Source organism: Arthrobacter sp. NPDC058130, from assembly GCF_042884475.1.
GTDB lineage: Bacteria > Actinomycetota > Actinomycetes > Actinomycetales > Micrococcaceae > Arthrobacter.
Genome location: NZ_JBHVTV010000002.1, coordinates 644,502 through 665,736, shown reverse-complemented (window position 1 = coordinate 665,736; position 21,235 = coordinate 644,502). Strand labels below are relative to the sequence as shown.

Here is a 21,235-nt window from a genome sequence, read left to right as displayed (position 1 = left end):
CGGCGCGTCCGCACCTCCTAATAAGAGACCCCGATTAACGGGGCCCGGAGCAGCGCCGGACCTCAGCTTGTCCCGCGCGGCACAGACGCGGGCCACATAACGCAGTGAATATTGAAGGGTAAGAAATCAGCTCATGAAGTCGCAGGAGATCACCAAGCGCTGGATCGACTTTTTTGTCAGCAAGGGGCACACCGCCGTGCCCTCCGCCTCCCTGGTCTCCAGCGACCCCTCCCTGCTGTTCACCGTGGCCGGCATGGTCCCGTTCATCCCGTACCTGACAGCCCGTGAGGAGGCTCCCTACCAGCGGGCCACCAGCGTGCAGAAGTGCATCCGGACCGGTGACATCGAGGAAGTGGGCAAGACCGCCCGCCACGGCACGTTCTTCCAGATGTGCGGCAACTTCTCCTTCGGCGACTACTTCAAGGAAGACGCCATCAAGTTCGCCTGGGAGCTTCTCACCACCAGCGTGGACGACGGCGGGTACGGACTGCCGCCGGAGCGGCTCTGGGTCACCGTCTACGAAGAGGACGACGAGGCCGAGCAGCTGTGGCTGAAGAACACGGGCATGCCGGCCGAGCGGATCCAGCGCATGGGCAAGGCGGACAACTACTGGTCCACCGGCCAGCCCGGCCCGGCCGGTCCCTGCTCGGAGATCTACTACGACCGCGGCCCGTCCTACGGCGTCGAGGGCGGCCCCATCGCCGACGAAAACCGCTACGTCGAGATCTGGAACCTCGTGTTCATGCAGTACCAGATCGACAACGTCCGTTCCAAGGTGGACTTCGACATCACCGGCGAACTGCCCAAGAAGAACATCGACACGGGCCTCGGCATGGAACGCCTCGCGATGATCCTGCAGGACGTCGAGAACATGTACGAGACCGACCAGGTCCGCCCGGTGATCGACCGCGCCGCGGCCCTCTCCGGCAAGGAATACACCTCCGCGGAGTCCGATGAAGACCCGCATCACACCGACGACGTCCGCATGCGGGTCGTTGCCGACCACATCCGCTCGGCCCTCATGCTGATCGCCGACGGCGTCACCCCCTCCAACGAGGGCCGCGGCTACGTGCTGCGGCGCCTGATCCGCCGTGCCGTGCGTTCCATTCGCCTGCTGGGCGTCGAAAAGGCCTGCCTGCCCGAGCTGCTGCCGGCCTCGCGGGACGCCATGAAGGGCGTCTACCCGATCGTGGAGACCGACTTCGAGCGCATCAGCCGGATCGCCTACGCCGAAGAGAAGGCCTTCCTGCGCACCATCGCCTCCGGCACCGCCCGGCTCGAGGACGCCGTCAAGGAATCCAAGTCCGCCGGCCGGCCGCTCTCCGGCGCCGACGCCTTCGCCCTGCACGACACCTACGGCTTCCCCATCGACCTGACCCTGGAGATGGCCGAGGAGGCCGGGCTAAAGGTGGACGAGCCTGAGTTCCGCAAGCTCATGCTCGAACAGCGCCAGCGCGCCCAGGCCGATGCCAAGGGCAAGAAGGGCGCCCACGCCGACCTCAGCGCGTTCCAGGAGCTCCTCGCCGAGGGCGAGACCGTCTTCACCGGCTACACCGACCTGCAGGGCGAATCCAAGGTCCGCGGCATCCTGGCCGGCGGCCGCAAGGTCTCCCAGGCCTCCACCGGCGAGGAAATCGAGCTGGTCCTGGCCGAGACGCCGTTCTACGCCGAGGCCGGCGGACAGGCCGCCGACACCGGGCTCATCACCGGCGACGGCTTCGTCGTCGAGGTCCTGGACGTCCAGCGCCCACTCAAGGGCCTGAGCGTGCACAAAGCGATTGTCCGCGAAGGCGAAATCGGCTCCGATGTCCTGGTCCAGGCCGCCGTCGACCGGGAACGCCGCCACGCCGCGGAGCAGGCCCACACCGGCACGCACATCGTGCACGCGGCGCTGCACCAGATCCTCGGCCCGGAAGCCCTGCAGCGCGGGTCCTTCAACAAGGCCGGCTACCTCCGCTTCGACTTCGCCTGGGGCGAGGGCCTGAGCGCCGCCACCCGGTCCGAGATCGAGGAAGTCTCCAACATCGCCATCCGCAACAACTTCCGGGTGGAAACCAAGATCATGGGGCTCGCCGAGGCCAAGGCGCTCGGCGCCATGGCGCTGTTCGGCGAGAACTACGGCAACGAAGTCCGGGTCGTGGAGATCGACGGCGCCTGGTCCCGCGAGCTCTGCGGCGGCACCCACGTCGAGAACACCTCGCTGATCGGCAGCCTGTCCCTGCTCGGCGAACAGTCTGTGGGCTCGGGAAACCGCCGTGTCGAGGCCTTCGTGGGCATGGACGCGTTCCGGCACCTCGCCGCCGAACGCGCGCTCGTCACCGAGCTCACCGAAATGCTGAAGGTTCCCTCCGGGCTCCTCGCGGACCGGATCGCCAGCACGCTGACCAAGCTCAAGACCGCCGAAAAGGAACTGGAGCGCCTGCGCAAGGAGCAGCTCACCGCGGCCGCCGCCCAGCTGGTCGGCACCGCCAAGGACGCCGCCGGCGTCAAGGTCATCGCCCACGACGCCGGCCAAGTCAGCGGCGCGGACGACCTGCGCGGCCTGGCCCTGGACCTGCGGACGCGTCTCGGTTCCGAGCCCGCCGCCGTCGCGGTGGCCGGTGTCAGCAACGACCGTCCCCTCATCCTGATCGCCACCAACGAAGCAGCCCGGGCTGCCGGCGTCAAGGCAGGCGCCCTTGTGCGCCTCGCCGCCGGTGTCCTCGGCGGCGGCGGTGGCGGCAAGGACGACGTCGCCCAGGGCGGCGGCACGGATGCCGCCCTGGTCGGAGCTGCCCTCAGCGCCGTCGTGGACGCGATTACCCGGCGATAGCGGGCCCCTACGTGTCTGAAGCTGCTGTGGCCGACGTCTATCCCCGGGGTGTGAAGCTCGGGGTGGACGTCGGCACCGTCCGTGTGGGCGTGGCGGTCTGCGACCGCGATGGAATCCTGGCGACCCCGCTGCGCACTCTGCAGCGGAATGTGAAAAAGAACACTGACGTCCGGATTCTGGCCGCGCTGGCCGCGGAGTTGGACGCCGTGGAAATTTTCGTTGGATTGCCGCGCACCATGAAGGGCGAAGAGCACGCCTCGGCCAGGATGGCCACGGAGTATGCACAGTTGCTGGCCAACGCCCTGCAGGACGCCGGAACCGGAGTGCCCGTGCGGCTGATTGACGAGCGGCTCAGCACCGTGACGGCCCACCGCAACCTGCACGAAGCTGGCATGAGCAGCCGGAATCACCGTACAGTTGTTGATCAGGTTGCGGCGGCAGGTATTCTGCAGCATGCGATTGATATGCAAAAGGCCAGGGGAACGGAGGTCGGAAACCGCGTGTACGCGGAGTCTGCGCCGGGGCCGACCGGAGACGGCGCACAGACCGGCCCGGCAGTACAGACGCACTCTTCAGAACATGGAAGGCTACAGTGAGCCCGGTCAACAGTGATGACTACTCCGGTGACGACCTTGGTGGTGCCGACCGACCGCTGACGCGCAAGGAGATCCGGGCCCGGGAGAAGCTTCTGGCAACCCAGGGGCACAACGTGATCCCGCCCCAGGCATATGAGACGGGACAGGACGTCCCGACGGCGGCGCCTTCGGAAAAGCACGGTGCCGATATCCCGGCTGCTGAAAGCCCGGCTGCTGAAAGCCCAGCGGGCGAGCTGCCGCAGGCCGCCCCGGAACTCCCCGAAGCAGCACCCACCGTGCACGAAGAACCCGTGGACGAGGAACGTGTGCCCGAAGCCGTGCACGAGGAACCCGTACATGAAGCCGTCCACGAAGTTGTAGAAGAACCCGTGCCCGAAGCCCCGGCCGAGGTAGAGCCCGTCCGCGATGACTTCACGCAGATGATGCCGGTCCGCGTCGTGCCAAACCACGACGCCGTTGACCATGAGCATGGCCACGACGCCGTCTACGCCTCGGCCGGCCAGCACGGCTACCAGGCCCACCACGAGGCGGTCACCCATGATGCAACCGCCCACGATGGCTATGCCCTGCATCCCCACGACGAGGCTCACCATGTTTACGACGACGCCGGCGACCCGCAGGCGCAACCGGACGCCGAGTACCACGGCGAACCCGGCCACGAGCTGATGGCCGGAGCCGTCCGCTACGACAAGGCTCCGACCAAGAAAGTCCGCCGCCGGCGCCGCTTCCTTGCCCTGGTGCTGACCCTGACAGTTTTCGTTGCCGCCATCGCGGTGGGCGCACAGTTCCTCAAGCCACTCCTGGGCGGGGACACCAAAGCCGACTACCCCGGCCCCGGGACCGGCGAGGTCACCATCACGGTCGAACCCGGCGCCGGGCCGCGGTCCGTGGCCACCGAGCTGGAGTCGAAGAAGGTCGTGGCGAACGCGGACACCTTCCTCAAGGAGTTCACCGCCGCCGGCGGAGCCCTGAACCCCGGCACGTTCTCCATGCGCCAGGAAATGAAGAACTCCGACGCCGTGGACATCCTGCTCAACAAGGACAAGGGCAAGGTGATGTACTTTGCGCTCAGCGCAGGGTTGCGGATCAGCGAATCCCTGCAGGCGATTTCCGAGGGCACCGGGATCTCGGTCCCGGACCTGAAGGCGCTCAGCGATGCGCCCGCGCAGTTCGGAGTCCCGGCCAAGGCCAAGAACCTCGAGGGTTACCTGGCTCCGGGGGAGTACCGCTTCCCGCTGGGCACCTCCGCCAAGGACATTCTGCAGCAGCTCGTCGGCAGCACCCTCGGTGAGCTCAAGGCCCAGGGCGTCACCGATCCCGCGAAACAGTACGACGTCATCACCGTGGCGAGCATCGTCCAGGCCGAAGGCGGCCAGGCCGAATACGGGGACGTCGCCGGCGCCATCTACAACCGCCTCAAGCCGAACAACACCGAGACGAACGGGCTCATCCAGTCCGATGCCACCGTCACCTATGGCCTGGGCATCCGCAGCTTCCACATCGACGAGGCCCAGAAGGCTGACAAGTCGAACCCCTACAACACCTACGCCAACCAGGGGCTGCCGGCCGGACCCATCGGCTCGCCCGGCAAGACCGCCATTGACGCCGCCGCCAAGCCCAAGACCAACAACTACCTCTACTGGGTCACCATCAACCTGGACACCAAGGAGACCAAGTTCTCCAAGACCCTGGCCGAACACAACGGCTACGTGGCACAGTACAACGCCTGGTGCGAGGCCAACCCGGGACGTTGCGTATGACGCTGCGGGCGGCCGTCCTCGGGCATCCCATCAGCCATTCGAAGTCGCCGGCGCTGCACCGGGCCGCCTATGCGCTCTTGGGTGTGGACATCGCCTACTCCGCCATCGACGTGACAGAAGCCGCCCTGCCCGACTTCATGCGGCAGGTCCGGGACGAGGTCCGCGCTGACGGTTCCTGGCGCGGGCTCTCGGTCACCATGCCGCTCAAATCCGCTATGGTGGCGGAAGTGGACGAGGTCCGCGGCGTGGCGGGCGCACTCGGCGTCGTCAACACCGTTGCCTTCGAACCCGACGGCGGCGCAACCCGGCTGGTCGCCTACAACACCGACGTCGCCGGAATCGTCAACGCCCTTCGGCACGCCGGGGCGGCCGCGGCCCCCACCGCCGTGGTCCTCGGCGGGGGCGGGACGGCGGCAGCGGCCATCGCGGCCCTCCAGGAGCTCGGCGCGGTGTCTGCCAAGGTGCTCGTGCGCGATGTCAGCCGGGCCAGCGAGGCCCGCGCCGCTTCGGCTGCCGTGGGGCTTCCCATCCAGGTGCTTCCCCTCGCCGGTGCGGCCGCCGCCGTCGCCGCGGCCGACGTCGTCATCTCCACATTGCCGCCCCGCGCGGCAGACGGGCTTGCCTCTGAACTGGCTGACGAGCTGGCAGGAGCCTCCGGCCGCCCCGGTGTCCTCCTGGACGTCGCCTACGATCCCTGGCCCAGCCTGATTGCCGCTGCCTGGCAGGAAGCCGGCGGCACGGTGGTCCCGGGTCTTGAAATGCTCATCTACCAGGCCGTGGAGCAGGTGCGGTACTTCACCGGGCTGGGCGAGGCCCTGCCGGCCGGAGTCATAGATGTGATGTGTGACGCAGTCGGGGCACCCCGACGGGTGTTCTAAGTGCCCGACATGGCAGGATGGATTGTATGTTGCGTTGGTTGACTGCCGGAGAATCCCATGGCCCGGCACTGGTCGGAATAATTGAAGGCGTGCCCGCCGGTGTTGAACTCACCAGCGCCCACATCAGCGAGGCGCTGGCCCGCCGGCGGCTCGGTTACGGCCGCGGTGCCCGGATGAAATTCGAGCAGGACGTGGTCACGATCCTCGGCGGCGTTCGCCACGGACTGACCCAGGGCGGCCCCGTCGCCATCCAGGTCGGCAACACCGAGTGGCCCAAGTGGGAACAGATCATGTCCTCCGATCCCGTGGAACCGGAAATCCTGGCCGACCAGGCCCGGAACGCCCCGCTGACGCGGCCGCGGCCCGGCCACGCCGACTTCACCGGCATGCAGAAATACGGCTTCGACGAGGCCCGTCCGGTGCTGGAACGTGCCAGCGCCCGCGAGACGGCCACCAGGGTGGCTCTCGGCACGGTCGCCGCGGCGTTCCTCAAGCAGGTCGGGATCGAACTCGTCTCCCACACCGTGTCCATCGCCAGCGTTGCCGTGCCGGAAGGCCGGCCGCTGCCGGTCCCGGGCAATGTGATCGCCCTTGACGCCGACCCGCTGCGTTGCTTCGACCGCGAAACCTCCGACGCCATGGTGGCCGAGGTCGACGTCGCGCACAAGGAGGGCGAAACCCTTGGCGGTGTTGTTGAAGTGCTGGCCTACGGCCTCCCGCCGGGACTCGGCAGCTACGTCCACTGGGACCGGCGCCTTGACTCGCGCCTCGCGGCGGCCCTGATGGGCATCCAGGCCATCAAGGGCGTTGAGGTCGGCGATGGCTTCCGCACGGCGGCCCGACGCGGCTCGGCCGCCCACGACGAGATCGTCAAGGACGCCGACGGCAAGATCATCCGCACGTCCAACCGCGCAGGCGGGATCGAGGGCGGCATGAGCATTGGCGATGTCCTGCGCGTCCGTGCCGCCATGAAGCCGATCGCAACCGTGCCGCGCGCACTGAAGACGGTCGACGTCAGCACCGGGGAAGCCGCCAAGGCCCACCACCAGCGCTCCGACGTCTGTGCCGTCCCCGCCGCCGGCGTGGTGGCCGAGGCCATGGTGGCCCTCGTGATCGCCGAAGCGGTCGCGGAAAAATTCGGCGGCGACTCCGTGCTGGAGACCGCCCGCAACATCAAGGGTTACCTGGACAGCATTCCGGCGTCCCTGGACTCGATCGGCCACTAGTGCCGGCCGTGAATACCGAAGCGCTCTCCGCCGCCGCACACAACATTGGCCCGGTGGTCCTGATCGGACCGATGGCCGTGGGCAAATCGGCGATCGGGCAGCAGCTCGCGCAGCATCTGGGGTGCGCGTTCGTGGACACCGACGCCCTAGTGGTGGACCAGCACGGGACCATCGCCGAGATCTTTGCCAGCCGCGGCGAGCACGCCTTCCGCGAGCTGGAGGCCCGGGCCGTGGCGCAGGCCATCGAAGAGGCAAAGGGCAGCACTGCTGTCATTTCGCTGGGTGGCGGGGCGGTCCTGGACTCCGGTACGCAGCAGCTCCTGGGCCGCTGTACCGTGGTGTACCTCGAATGTGACGCCGAGACTGTGGCGGAACGCATTGCCAAGAATTCCGGCCGGCCGCTCCTGGCCGGCGACGCCATGGGCAGGTGGCGGACCCTGTTCGCCACCCGGCAGCCGGTCTATGAACGGCTCGCCGACCTCGTCCTCGATGTCCGGAGCGGCAACGTTGCGGAGCTGGCTCACCGGCTGGAAAATGCGCTGGGGGAGCGCGCCGCGGCGAAGACCGCGGCCGTGCCCACTCCGGCGTCGACAAAGGAAGTTCAATAGTGAGTACCGAATCAACCGTCATCAGAGTCACCGGACAGACGCCCGCTGAGAACTACGACGTCGTGGTTGGCCGCGGCCTGCTGGCAAGCCTGCCGGGCCTGCTGGGCGAGCGCGTCAAGCGTGTCCTGGTCATCCACCCCCGCGCGCTTCGGCTCACCGGCGACACCGTCCGTGAAGAGCTGGCCGCTGCCGGTTTCACTGCGCTGACCGCGGAAATCCCGGACGCCGAAGAGGGCAAGCACATCGAGGTGGCTTCCTTCTGCTGGCAGGTGCTGGGGCAGAACGACTTCACCCGCTCGGACGCCGTCGTCGCAGTCGGCGGCGGCGCGGTGACGGACCTCGCCGGCTTTGTCGCCGCGACCTGGCTGCGCGGCGTCAAGGTCATCCACATGCCCACGAGCCTGCTGGGCATGGTGGACGCCTCCGTCGGCGGAAAGACCGGGATTAACACCGCCGAGGGCAAGAACCTGGTGGGCGCGTTCCACCCGCCCGCCGGCGTCCTCGCGGACCTCGACACCCTGGAGACGCTGCCCAAGAACGAGATCATTTCCGGCATGGCCGAGGTCATCAAGTGCGGTTTCATCGCCGACCCCGCCATCCTGGACCTGATCGAAAAGGACCCGACCGCCGTCTCCGATCCCCGCTCGGAAGTCCTGCGCGAACTGATCGAACGCGCCATCAGCGTCAAGGCCAAGGTGGTCTCCGAGGACCTGAAGGAAACCGGCCAACGCGAGATCCTGAACTACGGCCACACCCTCGGCCACGCGATCGAACTCGCCGAGCGCTACTCCTGGCGGCACGGTGCCGCCGTCTCGGTGGGCATGATGTTCGCCGCCGAGCTCGCCCGCAGCGTCGGCCGGCTCAGCGACGCCGACGCCGACAGGCACCGCAGCATCCTCGAAAGCCTGGGGCTTCCCATCACGTACCGCCGCGACCGCTGGCAGGCCCTCCTCGACGGCATGCGCCGGGACAAGAAGTCCCGCGGCGACCTCCTGCGTTTCGTGGTGCTCGACGGCGTCGGCCGGCCCGGCATCCTCGACGTCCCGGACACGTCCCTGCTGTTCGCCGCCTACCAGGAGATTGCCTCCTGATGATGACGATGGCCAAAGGCGGCACGAGCGAATGGCCCGACGCCGGATTCCCCGGGATCCGGATCAATCCGCAGAGCCTCATGCCCCAGATCGTCAACGACGAGGTGAAAGCCGAGGCACTGGCGGCTTCCACTGATCCCGGGGACCGGATCTTCGTCCTGCTCGTCGAAGGGCACGCGGCCGAGGCCGCCGATCTCCTCGCCGAGGCCCGCTATAAGGACCCGGACTCGCTGCGGCTGCGGATCTTCGAGGCGGACGTGCTCCGGGTCTCGAACCGGTTCGACCGCGCCGTTGAGGTCTTCCGCCAGCTCCTCGCCGAGACCCAGGGCACCCTGGAGGAGGCGGCGGTCCGCCAGCACCTGGGCCGGTCCTACTTCGCCGGCGGCAACGTGGGCGCCGCCGTCGAGTCCTTCGCGAAGGCACTGGACCTGCGCGTGGCCGGCTCTGCCGACGCCGCCCTGATCTACGCCTCCACGGTGGCGCTGCAGCGCGCCCGGGAAGTGCTGGAACAGCAGTCCTGAACCCCCGTCAGCCAGCTGTCCGCGGGAACCGGTAGAATAGATCTTGGATTTTTGACAAATACGCGCTGGCGGGCCGCATGGCACGCCGGCCCGGCATAAGCGTCCGGCCGCTAGCACCGGCCTGATGGAACCATCGAGAAACTAAGAGGATACTGTGGCAACCACTAACGACATCAAGAACGGAACCGTCCTTAAGCTTGAGGGCCAGCTTTGGAACATCATAGAGTTCCAGCACGTCAAGCCCGGCAAGGGTGGCGCGTTCGTGCGCACCAAGATGCGCAACGTGATGTCCGGCAAGGTCGTCGACAAGACCTTCAACGCCGGACTGAAGATCGAAACCGCCACGGTGGACCGCCGCGACTACCAGTACCTGTACCAGGACGGCGCCGACTTCGTCTTCATGGACACCTCGGACTTCGACCAGCTCACCGTTTCGGCCGCCACCGTCGGCGACGCCACCAACTTCATGCTCGAGAACCAGATGGTCAACATCGCCATCCACGAGGGCAACCCGCTCTACATCGAACTGCCCCCGAGCGTCGTTCTCGAGATCACCTACACGGAGCCGGGCCTGCAGGGCGACCGCTCCTCGGCCGGCACCAAGCCCGCCACCCTCGAAACCGGCTACGAGATCCAGGTGCCGCTGTTCGTCGAGAACAACACCAAGGTCAAGGTCGACACCCGCGACGGCTCCTACCTCGGCCGGGTCAACGACTAGTGAGTGCCCGCGGTAAGGCCCGGAACCGGGCCCTCGATGTCCTCTTTGAGGCCGAGCAGCGCTCCGCCTCGGCCTTCGACGTACTGAAGTCCCGCCGCGAGCAGACCGACCAGATCGTCAACCCGTACACCCTCGAAATTGTCGAAGGCGTGGTGTCCCACCAGGCTGCCATCGACGAATTCCTGGAAACGTATTCGCAGGGCTGGACCCTGGAGCGCATGCCTTCCGTGGATCGCATCATCCTGCGGATCGGCACGTGGGAACTGCTCTACAACGACGACGTGCCCGACGGCGTGGCTGTCAGCGAGGCTGTGGCCTTGGCCAAGACGCTCTCCACTGACGAGTCGCCGTCGTTCATCAACGGCCTGCTGGGCCGCCTGCAGCAGCTGAAGCCTTCGCTGCTGGCCTAGGTCGTTCGCAACACAGCACCACAAGGAACCCCGCCCGGGACACACCCCGGGCGGGGTTCCTTCGTTAACCGACGACGGCGGCCCGGAGGGCGGCGATCTCGGCGAGCTGGTGCTGTTCATCGCGTTGGTGCACGGCCACATCCCTGCCGCTGAGGATCCGCTGCCGGGTGATGGCAAGCTCCGTGGCCGCATGGAGCAGGGCCTTCATCTGCGCGTCCCGCCCGATGGACCGGGCCCAGCGCAGCGCGGAGCGCCGGCCGCCGGGGGTGGCCAGTACGTCCACTTCGGCCGCGGTGAACCAGCCTGCTGCCGCGTACTCCCTGAGCCGCTGGCGGGTGAGCCTGCGTTCCGCCACCCGCAGCAGGGTGATGACCAGGACCGCCAGCAGGAAGATCGGCACCTGCACCAGAACATACTGCGCCAGGAAGTCCTGGCCCATCCTATTCCAGCCGCTGTGCAGCAGCATCGCGGGGATAAGGCCCACCACGAACGCCAACACGGACAGCCCGGTGCTCCCGCGGCTCACGGCCAAGCCCATGATCAGGCCTGTGGTACCGGTGAAAATGGCGTGCGCGAACGGCGACATGACCCCGCGCAGGAAGAACACCATCGCGAGGTCCGTGCCCGGGTCGCTGGATTCAGCGATGGCGCGGCCAAAGTAGAGGATGTTCTCAGTGAACGCGAAGCCTGCCGCGATCGTGAAGGCGAACACCACCCCGTCCACCGGTCCGTTGAAGTGCCTCGGGGCGAAGAGCCGGATCATCAGCAGCCCCAGAGACTTGGCGAATTCCTCCACCACCGGCGCCTGGACCGTCACGGCGAACGTCGTATAGTCCAGTCCTGAAGCCGGCCCCGCCAGCAGCGAAAAATAGGGCTGGACGAGCATGGTCACCGCTATCGAGACCACGGATCCCCAGACAAAGGCGAAAAGAAGCAGCGCCCTGGGCTCGGGTTCCCAGCGGTCGATGAAGCGCACCGTCAGCAGAACAGTGGCCAGGGGGACCAGCGAGGCGATGAAGCCAACCACGAAGCCGGAGATTCCCGTGCGGTCCAGGAGGAACGGCAGGACCAGGAAGAGGCTGATGAACGCGAGGAGTCCGCCGGCCAGCACGAGTCCAAAAACGCCGGCGGAACTGCTGCCGCCCTTCCAAGGACTGCCTCCCGCGGCATAGGGGGGAGGCAGCGCCGGCTGGACCTGGCCGCGGTTGTTGGCCGGCGCCTGCTGGTAGTACTGCGGCCGGACATGCCCCAGCCACGTCGGGTTGGCCTGCTGGGGCAGCGGCCTCTGGCCCGGGGCGGAGTAACCGGGGCGGTCCTGCCCCGGCCGCGGCTCGTTCGTAGTCATGGACTCGAGCCTAAGTCCGTGTGAGGTTAAACGCATTCCGCCAGCGACGGGCCGCAAGCCCCGCTGTGGTAATTTGAAAGAGCAAATAATCCTTTTTTAATTCCGTCCCGTGAGGCGGGGAAAGGGGAGACGAGCCTTGACTTCTGTGCCCTCAGCACCGGGTCCGGCGAAGGTTGTGCTCACCAGGGTTGTCCTCAACCAGGCTGACATCGACCGCGTCCTCACTCGTATCGCCCATGAAATTCTCGAGGCCAACAAGGGCTCCCAGGACCTCGTCCTGCTGGGAATCCCGCGCCGGGGCTACCCGCTCGCCGTCCGCCTCGCCGCCAAGATCGCCGCCGCCGATCCCACCGTGGACGCCGCCGCGATCGTCGGCCAGCTCGACGTGACGATGTTCCGCGACGACCTGTCCCACCAGCCCACCCGGCCGCCGTACCCCACCCAGCTGCCGCGCACCGGGATCGACAACAAGGTTGTCGTGCTCATCGACGACGTCCTCTACTCCGGACGCACCATCCGCGCAGCCCTCGACGCCATCATCGACCTCGGCCGCCCGCGGATTGTCCGCCTCGCCGTGCTGATCGACCGTGGCCACCGGGAACTGCCCATCCGCGCGGACCACGTCGGGAAGAACCTGCCCACGTCCTCCTCGGAGAAGGTCCGGGTCCGGCTCGAGGAAACTGACTCCGCCGGCGACGGGGGAATTGACGGCCAGCCCGTCAATGAAGTGGTCATCGAGGCCACCGCATGAAGCACCTGCTCTCCACCGAAGACCTGAGCCTGCACAACGCCATCCGCATCCTCGACACCGCCGAGGAAATGGCGGCCGTGGGGGAGCGCGAGGTCAAGAAGCTCCCCGCCCTGCGCGGCCGCACCGTGGTCAACCTCTTCTTCGAGGACTCCACCCGCACCCGGATCTCCTTCGAAGCGGCGGCCAAGCGCCTCTCGGCGGATGTCATCAACTTCGCCGCGAAGGGCTCCTCCGTCTCCAAGGGAGAATCGCTCAAGGACACCGCCCAGACCCTGGCCGCGATGGGAGCCGACGCGGTGGTCATCCGGCACTGGGCCTCCGGCGCCCCGCACCGGCTCGCCGCCACCGACTGGATCGACGCCGCCGTCATCAACGCCGGCGACGGCACCCACGAACACCCCACCCAGGCGCTGCTGGACGCGTTCACCATGCGCCGGCACTGGGCGAAGCTGGCCGGCAGGCCGTCGGCCGGTGCGGACCTGCAGGGCATGCGCGTCGCCATTGCAGGCGACGTCCTGCACTCCCGCGTGGCCCGCTCCAACGTCTGGCTGCTGCGGACCCTCGGCGCCGAGGTCACCCTCGTCGCGCCGCCCACGCTGCTGCCCATCGGCGTCGAAAAATGGCCCTGCGCCGTCAGCTTCGACCTCGACGAGACGCTCGCGCAGGGCGTGGATGCCATGATGATGCTCCGCGTCCAGGGCGAACGGATGAATGCATCCTTCTTCCCGACCACCCGCGAGTACTCACGCCGCTGGGGCTTCGACGACAACCGGCTCCTGGCCCTCGACAGCCTGGGGCTCAAAGACACGATCATCATGCACCCCGGCCCCATGAACCGCGGCCTGGAAATTTCCGCTGCCGCGGCGGACTCGCCCCGCTCCACCGTGCTGGCGCAGGTGCGCAACGGCGTCTCCATCCGGATGGCGGCACTGTACCTGCTGCTTTCCGGCGAGCACCGCGAACCGGCCGCAGCACCCGCCGCAGCCTCCCTCGCCGCGGCACCCGTATCTTTCTCCGCGGCCGCGTCCCACGCCGCCAATCCGAACGCCACTTATTCCCCCCAGGAGAGCCACTGATGGCCGAACAGCAGCAGAACGCACACAACAGCGGCGCCTATCTGATCCGCGGCGCCGCGATCCTGGGCGGAGCCGCCGAGGACCTCCTGATCCGGGACGGCGTCATCGCCGCCCGCGGCCGGGAACTGGACGCCGAAGGCGCCACCGTGATCAACGCCGCCGGCCTCGTCGCCCTGCCCGGCATGGTGGACATCCACACCCACCTGCGCGAACCCGGCCGCGAGGACGCCGAAACCGTCGAAACCGGCACCCGCGCCGCCGCCCTCGGCGGCTACACGGCCGTCCACGCGATGGCCAACAGCACCCCGGTGGCGGACACCGCCGGCGTCGTCGAACAGGTGCTCACCCTGGGCCGGACCGCCGGCTGGGTGGACGTCCGCCCCGTGGGCGCGGTCACCGTCGGCCTGGCGGGTGAGCAGCTCGCCGAACTGGGCGCCATGGCTGATTCCCGCGCCCACGTGCGGGTGTTCTCCGACGACGGCATCTGCGTCCACGATCCCGTGCTGATGCGCCGCGCACTCGAATACGTCAAGGCGTTCGACGGCGTCGTGGCCCAGCACGCTCAGGAACCCCGCCTCACCGCCGGCGCCCAGATGAACGAGGGCGAGGTCTCCGCCGTCCTCGGCCTGGCCGGCTGGCCGGCCGTCGCCGAAGAGAGCATCATCGCCCGCGACGTGCTGCTGGCCCAGCACGTCGGCTCCCGCCTGCACGTCTGCCACGTCTCCACCGCCGGGTCCGTGGAAATCATCCGCTGGGCCAAGTCCCGCGGCGTCAACGTCACGGCCGAGGTCACCCCGCACCACCTCTGGCTCACCGACGAGCTCGCCCGCAGCTACGACCCCGTCTACAAGGTCAACCCGCCGCTGCGCACCGACGAGGACGTCCAGGCCCTCCGCGCCGCACTGGCCGACGGCACGATCGACGTCGTCGGCACCGACCACGCCCCGCACCCGAGCGAGCACAAGGAATGCGAATGGGCGCAGGCGGCCATGGGCATGACCGGCCTCGAAACGGCGCTCTCCGTGGTCCAGCACACCATGATCGAAACCGGGCTGATGGGCTGGGAAGACTTCGCCCGGGTCACCTCGACCGCCCCGGCCGCGATCGGCCGGCTGGAGGACCAGGGCCGCCCGCTCGAGCCCGGCGAACCCGCCAACGTCACACTCGTGGACCCGGCTGCGCGCTGGACCGTGGACCCTTCTAAGATGGCAACCATGGGCCGTAACTCTCCGTTTGCCGGCCGGGAACTCCCCGGCAAGGTGGTGGCGACGTTCTTCAAGGGCCACCCGACCGTGCTCGAAGGCAAACTCAACACCCCGTACCGGTGGCCGGCCGACGCCGTCGACGCCGGACCGGCGGGCCGTCCGTGATGGTCAAGGACCTTTCCCTGCTCCTCACGCTCGTCCTGACGGCCGTGGCGCTGACCCTCATCGCGGTCGGCTGGCGCAACCGCCTGCGCCGCCAGTCCGACGTCGAGCCCCTGCCCGAGGTTCCCGACGAACTCGGCGCCCCGCTGGCCGCGGCCGACGGCCAGTACGTCGCGTCCACCACCGCCGGCGACTGGCTGGACCGGATCGCCGTGCATCACCTGGGCATCCGCACCAACGCCACGCTCAGCGTGCACCCCGATGGTGTGCTCTTCGACCGGGCCGGCGCCGGCCCGGTGTTCATCCCGGCCGCCCGCCTCACCGGCGTGCGCCAGGAAAGCGGCATGGCCGGAAAGTTCGTGGAAAAAGACGGCCTGCTGGTGCTCAGCTGGATGCTCGGCTCCCACGAGCTGGACACCGGCTTCCGGACCCGCCGGGCCGACGACAAAGCCGCGCTCCTGACCACCCTCAAAGATTTGATCTCCGCAGCCCCTCAGGCAGAAGCCGATAGTGGAAAGTAACGACGTGACGGAAGCCAACGAAGTGTCAGAAGAAACAGTGACAGAAAAAACAGTGACAGCAGATGACACTGCACCCGCTGCAGCAGCAGCCACCCCAGCAGCCCTCGTCCTCGAAGACGGCCGGATTTTCCGCGGCACCAGCTACGGCGCCACCGGAACCGCCCTCGGCGAAGCGGTCTTCGCGACCGGGATGACCGGCTACCAGGAGACCATCACGGACCCCTCCTACGCACGCCAGCTCGTGGTCCAGACCGCGCCGCACATCGGCAACACCGGCGTCAACGCCGACGACGCCGAGTCCCGCCGCATCTGGGTGGCCGGCTACATCGTCCGCGACGCCGCCCGCCGGCCCTCCAACTGGCGGTCCGAACGGTCCCTCGATGACGAGCTCGTCGAACAGGGGATCGTCGGCATCCAGGGCGTGGACACCCGCGCCATCACCCGCCACCTGCGCGAACACAAAACCATGCGCGCGGGCATCTTCTCCGGCGACGCCGCCCGCGCCACGGACAAGGAACTGCTCGACGCCGTCCTGGCCAGCGCGCCGATGGAAGGCTCACGGCTCGCGGAGGAAGTCAGCGTGGACGCCGCCTACACGGTGGAGCCCAAGGACTTCGGCTGGGACGGCGAACCGCTGTTCAGCATCGCCGCGATCGACCTCGGCATCAAGCGCATGACCCCGGTCCGGTTCGCCGAGCGCGGCGTCCGGGTGCACGTGCTGCCCGCCACGGCAACCCTCGCCGACGTCCAGGCCGTCAACCCCGACGGCTTCTTCATGTCCAACGGCCCCGGCGACCCCGCCACCGCGGACAACCAGGTCAAGCTGCTCCGCTCGGTCCTGGACGTGAAGATCCCGTACTTCGGCATCTGCTTCGGCAACCAGATCCTGGGCCGCGCGCTCGGATTCGGCACCTACAAACTGCGCTACGGCCACCGCGGCCTCAACCAGCCGGTCATGGACCGCCGAACCGGCAAAGTCGAAATCACCTCGCAGAACCACGGCTTCGCCGTCGACGCCCCGCTCAACGGCGCCACGCAGGCCCCCGAGGAACGCTTCGGCCGCGTCGAGGTCAGCCACGTGAGCCTCAACGACGACGTCGTCGAAGGCCTCGCCTGCCTCGACATCCCGGCCTTCTCCGTGCAGTACCACCCCGAAGCGGCCGCCGGCCCGCACGACGCCGCCTACCTCTTCGACCGCTTCATCAAGCTCATGGCGGACACCAAAACTTCCACCGAATCCAAGACTGAGGACAAGAAGTAATGCCCAAGAGAACTGACCTTAAGAGCGTCCTGGTCATCGGTTCCGGTCCGATCGTGATCGGCCAGGCCGCCGAATTCGACTACTCCGGCACCCAGGCACTGCGTGTCCTCAAGGAGGAAGGCCTGCGGGTCATCCTCGTCAACTCCAACCCGGCCACCATCATGACGGACCCCGAGTTCGCCGACGCCACCTACATCGAGCCGATCACCCCCGAGGTGGTCGAAAAGATCATCGCCAAGGAACGCCCCGACGCGGTCCTGCCGACCCTGGGCGGGCAGACCGCCCTCAACACGGCCATCGCCCTGGACAAGAACGGCGTGCTCGAGAAGTACAACGTGGAGCTGATCGGTGCCAACATCGCCGCGATCGAACTCGGCGAGGACCGCGAGAAGTTCAAGGGCGTCGTGGAGCGCTGCGGCGCCGAATCGGCCCGCAGCCACATCATCCACACCATCGACGAGGCCCTCGCCGCGGCCGAGGACCTCGGCTACCCGATGGTCGTCCGGCCCTCCTTCACCATGGGCGGCCTCGGCTCCGGCCTGGCCTACGACGAGGAAGACCTCCGCCGGATCGTCGGCCAGGGCCTGCAGTACAGCCCCACGTCCGAGGTGCTGCTCGAAGAGAGCATCCTCGGCTGGAAGGAATACGAACTCGAGATGATGCGGGACAAGAACGACAACGTCGTGGTGGTCTGCTCCATCGAGAACTTCGACCCCGTCGGCGTGCACACCGGTGACTCGATCACCGTCGCCCCGGCACTGACCCTGACGGACCGCGAGTACCAGCGGCTGCGCGACATCTCCATCGCCGTCATCCGCGAAGTCGGCGTCGACACCGGCGGCTGCAACATCCAGTTCGCCGTCGAGCCGGACACCGGCCGCGTCGTCGTGATCGAGATGAACCCGCGCGTCTCCCGTTCCTCAGCCCTCGCCTCCAAGGCCACCGGCTTCGCGATCGCCAAGATCGCCACCAAGCTCTCCCTCGGCTACACCCTGGACGAGATCCCGAACGACATCACCCAGAAGACCCCGGCGTCCTTCGAGCCGACCCTGGACTACGTCGTCGTCAAGGTCCCGCGCTTCGCCTTCGAGAAGTTCCCGGCGGCGGACCCCACCCTGACCACCACCATGAAGTCGGTCGGCGAAGCCATGGCCATGGGCCGGAACTTCACCGAGGCGCTGCAGAAGGCCCTGCGCTCCCTGGAGCAGAAGGGCTCCCAGCTGGACTTCAGCCACGTCCCGGAATGGGAAGTCGCGGAGCTGATCGAGAAGGCCAAGCGCCCCACCACCGACCGCCTGCACCAGGTCCAGCGGGCCCTGCTCGGCGGCGCCACCGTGGAGCAGCTCTTCGAGGCCACCAAGATCGACCCCTGGTACCTGGACCAGCTCCAGCTGCTCAACGAGATCTCCCTCGAAATCCGCCAGGCCGCGGCCCTGACCCCGGAAATGCTGACCCGCGCCAAGCGCCACGGCTTCTCCGACGAGCAGATCGGCGCCCTGACCCACAACTCCGAGGACGTGGTCCGCGGTGTCCGGCAGGCCCTCGGCATCCGCCCCGTCTACAAGACCGTGGACACCTGCGCCGCCGAGTTCGCCGCCTACACGCCCTACCACTACTCGTCCTACGACGAGGAGGACGAGGTGGCGCTGCACGCCAAGCCGTCCATCGTCATCCTCGGCTCCGGGCCGAACCGAATCGGCCAGGGCATCGAGTTCGACTACTCCTGCGTCCACGCCTCCATGGCGCTGCGCAAGGCCGGCTACGAGACCGTCATGGTCAACTGCAACCCCGAGACCGTCTCCACCGACTACGACATCTCCACCCGGCTCTACTTCGAACCGCTCACGCTCGAGGACGTCCTCGAGGTCATCGCGGCGGAGGAGCGCACCGGCGGCGTCATGGGCGTCTTCGTCCAGCTCGGCGGCCAGACCCCGCTCAAGCTCGCCCAGCAGCTGGCCGACGCAGGCGTGCCGATCCTGGGCACCTCGCCGGAGGCGATCGACCTCGCCGAACACCGTGGCGCGTTCTCCCGCGTGCTCGATAAGGCAGGGCTCGTCTCACCGAAGAACGGCACGGCCGTGTCCTTCGAGGACGCCAAGAAGATCGCCGACGAGATCGGCTACCCGGTCCTGGTCCGCCCGTCCTACGTCCTCGGCGGCCGCGGCATGGAGATTGTCTACGACGAGCCCAACCTCTCCCGCTACATCGCCAACGCCACCGAAATCACCCCGGACCACCCGGTCCTGATCGACCGCTTCCTGGAGGACGCCGTCGAGATCGACGTCGACGCCCTCTACGACGGCACGGAGATGTACCTCGGCGGCATCATGGAGCACATCGAGGAGGCCGGCATCCACTCGGGCGACTCGGCCTGCGTCCTGCCGCCCATCACCCTGGGCACCAACGTGCTGGAACGGGTCCGGACCGCCACCCTGGCCATCGCCGAGGGCGTGGGCGTCCGCGGCCTGATCAACATCCAGTTCGCCCTGGCCTCCGACGTGCTCTACGTCCTCGAAGCCAACCCGCGCGCCTCCCGCACGGTGCCGTTTGTCTCCAAGGCGACCGGTGTCCAGATGGCCAAGGCCGCGGCCCTGATCGGCACCGGCGTGACCGTCAACCAGCTCCGCACGGCGTACAAGATGCTGCCGGAATCCGGGGACGGCTCCACGCTGCCGCTGGACGCCCCTGTCTCGGTCAAGGAAGCCGTGCTGCCCTTCAGCCGCTTCCGCACCCCGGAGGGCAAGGTGGTCGACTCCCTGCTCGGCCCGGAAATGCGCTCCACGGGCGAAGTCATGGGCATCGACAAGCACTTCGACACGGCCTTCGCCAAGAGCCAGGCAGCGGCCAACAACGCGCTGCCCACCGAGGGCAAGATCTTCGTCTCCGTGGCCAACCGGGACAAGCGTTCGGTGATCATGGGCGTCAAGCGGCTCTCCGACCTTGGCTTCGAGATCGTCTCCACCGGCGGCACGGCCGACGTGCTGCGCCGCAACGGCATCCAGGCCACCCCGGTCCGGAAGGTCGCCGAAGGCTCCAGCGCCGAAGGCGAGGGCACCATCGCGGACCTGATCGTCGCCGGCGAAATCGACATGGTCTTCAACACCCCCTCCGGTGGCGAGGCCCGCAGCGACGGCTACGAACTGCGCGCCGCCGCGACGTCGATCGGGATCCCGTGCATCACCACCGTGGCCGAGTTCAACGCCGCCGTCCAGGCCATCGAGGCGCTGCGCACCTACGAATGGTCCGTCACGAGCCTGCAGGAGCACGCCGCTGCCCTGGCGGCCTCGCAAAATGCGGCCACGCAAACCGCGGCCACGCAAACCGCTGCATCGCAGGAAGCCGCGTCCCGGGAAGCCGCCTCGCAGCATGCCTGAGGCGTCTACCGCAGAAACGGCCTTCCGGGAGTCCTTCGGCTCCCGGCTGGGCCGGGCCATGGCCGCCCGCGGCCCGCTGTGCGTCGGCATCGACCCGCACCCGGCGCTGCTGCAGCGCTGGGGCCTGACGGACGACGCCGCCGGCCTGGAACGCTTCTCGCTGACCGTCCTGGAGGCGGTGGCCTCCCTCGCGGCCGCGGTGAAGCCGCAAGTGGCGCTTTACGAGCGGCTCGGCTCGGCCGGTATGGCGGTGCTCGAACGCACCCTGGCCGCGGCCGCGGAAGCCTCCGTGCTGACCATTGCGGACGCCAAGCGCGGTGACATCGGCTCCACCATGGCCGCCTACGCCGACGCCTGGCTGCGGGACGGCTCGGCCCTGGCCGCGGATTCGGTCACGTTGAGCCCGTACCTGGGCTTTGAGTCTCTGCGGCCCGCGCTGGACCTGGCCGCAGAGACCGGGCGGGGCGTGTTCGTCCTTGCGCTGACTTCGAACCCGGAGGGCGCCTCGGTGCAGCACGTCGGCGGGGCTGATTCCGTCGCGCGGCGGATCACGGAGGCGGCCGCGGCGGAGAACCGCCGTTACGACGGTTCCCTCGGTTCCGTGGGCCTTGTGGTCGGTGCCACGGTGGGCTCTGCCCTGACGGCACTGGATCTCGACCTGGCGGCGGTCCGCGGGCCCATCCTTGCCCCCGGGCTGGGTGCACAGGGCGCCACGGCCGCGGACCTGCGCCGCACTTTCGGTGAGGCCTATCCGCAGGTCCTCGCCACCTCGAGCCGGGACATCCTCGGCGCCGGACCGCAGCCGCAGGCGCTCCGGGATGCCGCACGGCGCACCCTCGACGAACTCCTCGCGGCCTAGCCGCAGCCGCCAAACCGGCCCGGGACCGGAGATGCCGGACCCGGGCCGCGGGCTTTCCGGT

At 68.2% G+C, this 21,235-nt stretch carries 18 protein-coding genes; 17 read left to right on the top strand and 1 reads right to left on the bottom strand.

Annotated elements, in window-relative coordinates:
• Positions 1–133: 133 nt before the first annotated feature.
• The 10 genes from alaS (at position 134) to nusB (ending at position 10,620) form a co-directional block, all read left to right on the top strand.
• Positions 134–2,812: an alanine--tRNA ligase gene (alaS, locus tag ACFVTM_RS07215; RefSeq protein ID WP_390202707.1), complete on the top strand. Its 2,679-nt coding sequence runs from the start codon at positions 134–136 to the stop codon at positions 2,810–2,812.
• Between the two features lie 11 nt (positions 2,813–2,823).
• Positions 2,824–3,408 (top strand): Holliday junction resolvase RuvX, encoded by a 585-nt coding sequence (gene ruvX / locus ACFVTM_RS07210; protein ID WP_390202706.1) that lies wholly within the window; start codon positions 2,824–2,826, stop codon positions 3,406–3,408.
• On the top strand, positions 3,405–5,168 hold the full coding sequence (gene mltG / locus ACFVTM_RS07205) for an endolytic transglycosylase MltG (protein WP_390202705.1): 1,764 nt from the start codon (positions 3,405–3,407) through the stop codon (positions 5,166–5,168). The genes ruvX and mltG overlap by 4 nt, the downstream gene beginning before the upstream one ends.
• Positions 5,165–6,046 (top strand): shikimate dehydrogenase, encoded by an 882-nt coding sequence (locus ACFVTM_RS07200; protein WP_390202704.1) that lies wholly within the window; start codon positions 5,165–5,167, stop codon positions 6,044–6,046. The genes mltG and ACFVTM_RS07200 overlap by 4 nt, the downstream gene beginning before the upstream one ends.
• 26 nt (positions 6,047–6,072) lie before the next feature.
• Positions 6,073–7,272, top strand: coding sequence for a chorismate synthase (gene aroC / locus ACFVTM_RS07195; RefSeq protein ID WP_390202703.1), 1,200 nt, complete (start codon positions 6,073–6,075; stop codon positions 7,270–7,272).
• Between the two features lie 71 nt (positions 7,273–7,343).
• Complete coding sequence (locus tag ACFVTM_RS07190; protein WP_390202821.1) at positions 7,344–7,880, top strand: shikimate kinase; 537 nt, start codon at positions 7,344–7,346, stop codon at positions 7,878–7,880.
• On the top strand, positions 7,880–8,971 hold the full coding sequence (gene aroB, locus ACFVTM_RS07185; RefSeq protein ID WP_390202702.1) for a 3-dehydroquinate synthase: 1,092 nt from the start codon (positions 7,880–7,882) through the stop codon (positions 8,969–8,971). Before ACFVTM_RS07190 ends, aroB begins: the two co-directional genes overlap by 1 nt.
• Before the next feature lie 2 nt (positions 8,972–8,973).
• The gene (locus tag ACFVTM_RS07180) at positions 8,974–9,492 is read left to right on the top strand and encodes a tetratricopeptide repeat protein (RefSeq protein WP_390202820.1); all 519 of its coding nucleotides are present in this window, start codon (positions 8,974–8,976) and stop codon (positions 9,490–9,492) included.
• A 154-nt stretch (positions 9,493–9,646) separates the two neighbouring features.
• Positions 9,647–10,210: an elongation factor P gene (gene efp, locus ACFVTM_RS07175; protein ID WP_018773146.1), complete on the top strand. Its 564-nt coding sequence runs from the start codon at positions 9,647–9,649 to the stop codon at positions 10,208–10,210.
• Positions 10,210–10,620 (top strand): transcription antitermination factor NusB, encoded by a 411-nt coding sequence (gene nusB, locus ACFVTM_RS07170; RefSeq protein WP_091251831.1) that lies wholly within the window; start codon positions 10,210–10,212, stop codon positions 10,618–10,620. The genes efp and nusB overlap by 1 nt, the downstream gene beginning before the upstream one ends.
• 64 nt (positions 10,621–10,684) lie before the next feature.
• Here the strand turns inward: nusB and ACFVTM_RS07165 are convergent, their stop codons facing one another.
• Positions 10,685–11,965: a PrsW family intramembrane metalloprotease gene (locus ACFVTM_RS07165; protein ID WP_390202701.1), complete on the bottom strand. Its 1,281-nt coding sequence runs from the start codon at positions 11,963–11,965 to the stop codon at positions 10,685–10,687.
• Between the two features lie 136 nt (positions 11,966–12,101).
• Here ACFVTM_RS07165 and pyrR point away from each other — a divergent pair, with 136 nt between their 5' ends.
• Genes pyrR through pyrF form a run of 7 tightly spaced genes read left to right on the top strand, consistent with a single transcriptional unit; the run spans position 12,102 to position 21,174 of the window.
• A complete protein-coding gene (gene pyrR / locus ACFVTM_RS07160) occupies positions 12,102–12,716 on the top strand; it encodes a bifunctional pyr operon transcriptional regulator/uracil phosphoribosyltransferase PyrR (protein ID WP_390202700.1) in 615 nt (204 codons plus the stop codon).
• A complete protein-coding gene (locus tag ACFVTM_RS07155; protein ID WP_390202699.1) occupies positions 12,713–13,792 on the top strand; it encodes an aspartate carbamoyltransferase catalytic subunit in 1,080 nt (359 codons plus the stop codon). The genes pyrR and ACFVTM_RS07155 overlap by 4 nt, the downstream gene beginning before the upstream one ends.
• Positions 13,792–15,162 (top strand): dihydroorotase, encoded by a 1,371-nt coding sequence (locus ACFVTM_RS07150; RefSeq protein ID WP_390202698.1) that lies wholly within the window; start codon positions 13,792–13,794, stop codon positions 15,160–15,162. Before ACFVTM_RS07155 ends, ACFVTM_RS07150 begins: the two co-directional genes overlap by 1 nt.
• Positions 15,162–15,680 (top strand): hypothetical protein, encoded by a 519-nt coding sequence (locus ACFVTM_RS07145; protein ID WP_390202819.1) that lies wholly within the window; start codon positions 15,162–15,164, stop codon positions 15,678–15,680. The genes ACFVTM_RS07150 and ACFVTM_RS07145 overlap by 1 nt, the downstream gene beginning before the upstream one ends.
• A gap of 37 nt (positions 15,681–15,717) precedes the next feature.
• Positions 15,718–16,941, top strand: coding sequence for a glutamine-hydrolyzing carbamoyl-phosphate synthase small subunit (gene carA, locus ACFVTM_RS07140; RefSeq protein ID WP_390202697.1), 1,224 nt, complete (start codon positions 15,718–15,720; stop codon positions 16,939–16,941).
• Positions 16,941–20,315, top strand: coding sequence for a carbamoyl-phosphate synthase large subunit (gene carB / locus ACFVTM_RS07135; RefSeq protein ID WP_390202696.1), 3,375 nt, complete (start codon positions 16,941–16,943; stop codon positions 20,313–20,315). Before carA ends, carB begins: the two co-directional genes overlap by 1 nt.
• On the top strand, positions 20,308–21,174 hold the full coding sequence (gene pyrF, locus ACFVTM_RS07130; RefSeq protein ID WP_390202695.1) for an orotidine-5'-phosphate decarboxylase: 867 nt from the start codon (positions 20,308–20,310) through the stop codon (positions 21,172–21,174). The genes carB and pyrF overlap by 8 nt, the downstream gene beginning before the upstream one ends.
• The last annotated feature ends 61 nt before the right edge of the window (positions 21,175–21,235 follow it).

Excerpts from the sequence above, each read along its gene's own strand:
- ACFVTM_RS07150 (WP_390202698.1), top strand. The coding sequence starts at position 13,792 with ATGGCCGAACAGCAGCAGAACGCACACAACAGCGGCGCCTATCTGATC.
- ACFVTM_RS07200 (WP_390202704.1), top strand. The coding sequence starts at position 5,165 with ATGACGCTGCGGGCGGCCGTCCTCGGGCATCCCATCAGCCATTCGAAG.
- ACFVTM_RS07165 (WP_390202701.1), bottom strand. The coding sequence starts at position 11,965 with ATGACTACGAACGAGCCGCGGCCGGGGCAGGACCGCCCCGGTTACTCC.
- alaS (WP_390202707.1), top strand. The coding sequence starts at position 134 with ATGAAGTCGCAGGAGATCACCAAGCGCTGGATCGACTTTTTTGTCAGC.
- ACFVTM_RS07180 (WP_390202820.1), top strand. The coding sequence starts at position 8,974 with ATGACGATGGCCAAAGGCGGCACGAGCGAATGGCCCGACGCCGGATTC.
- ACFVTM_RS07145 (WP_390202819.1), top strand. The coding sequence starts at position 15,162 with ATGGTCAAGGACCTTTCCCTGCTCCTCACGCTCGTCCTGACGGCCGTG.
- carB (WP_390202696.1), top strand. The coding sequence starts at position 16,941 with ATGCCCAAGAGAACTGACCTTAAGAGCGTCCTGGTCATCGGTTCCGGT.
- ACFVTM_RS07190 (WP_390202821.1), top strand. The coding sequence starts at position 7,344 with ATGGCCGTGGGCAAATCGGCGATCGGGCAGCAGCTCGCGCAGCATCTG.
- ACFVTM_RS07155 (WP_390202699.1), top strand. The coding sequence starts at position 12,713 with ATGAAGCACCTGCTCTCCACCGAAGACCTGAGCCTGCACAACGCCATC.
- pyrF (WP_390202695.1), top strand. The coding sequence starts at position 20,308 with ATGCCTGAGGCGTCTACCGCAGAAACGGCCTTCCGGGAGTCCTTCGGC.
- aroC (WP_390202703.1), top strand. The coding sequence starts at position 6,073 with ATGTTGCGTTGGTTGACTGCCGGAGAATCCCATGGCCCGGCACTGGTC.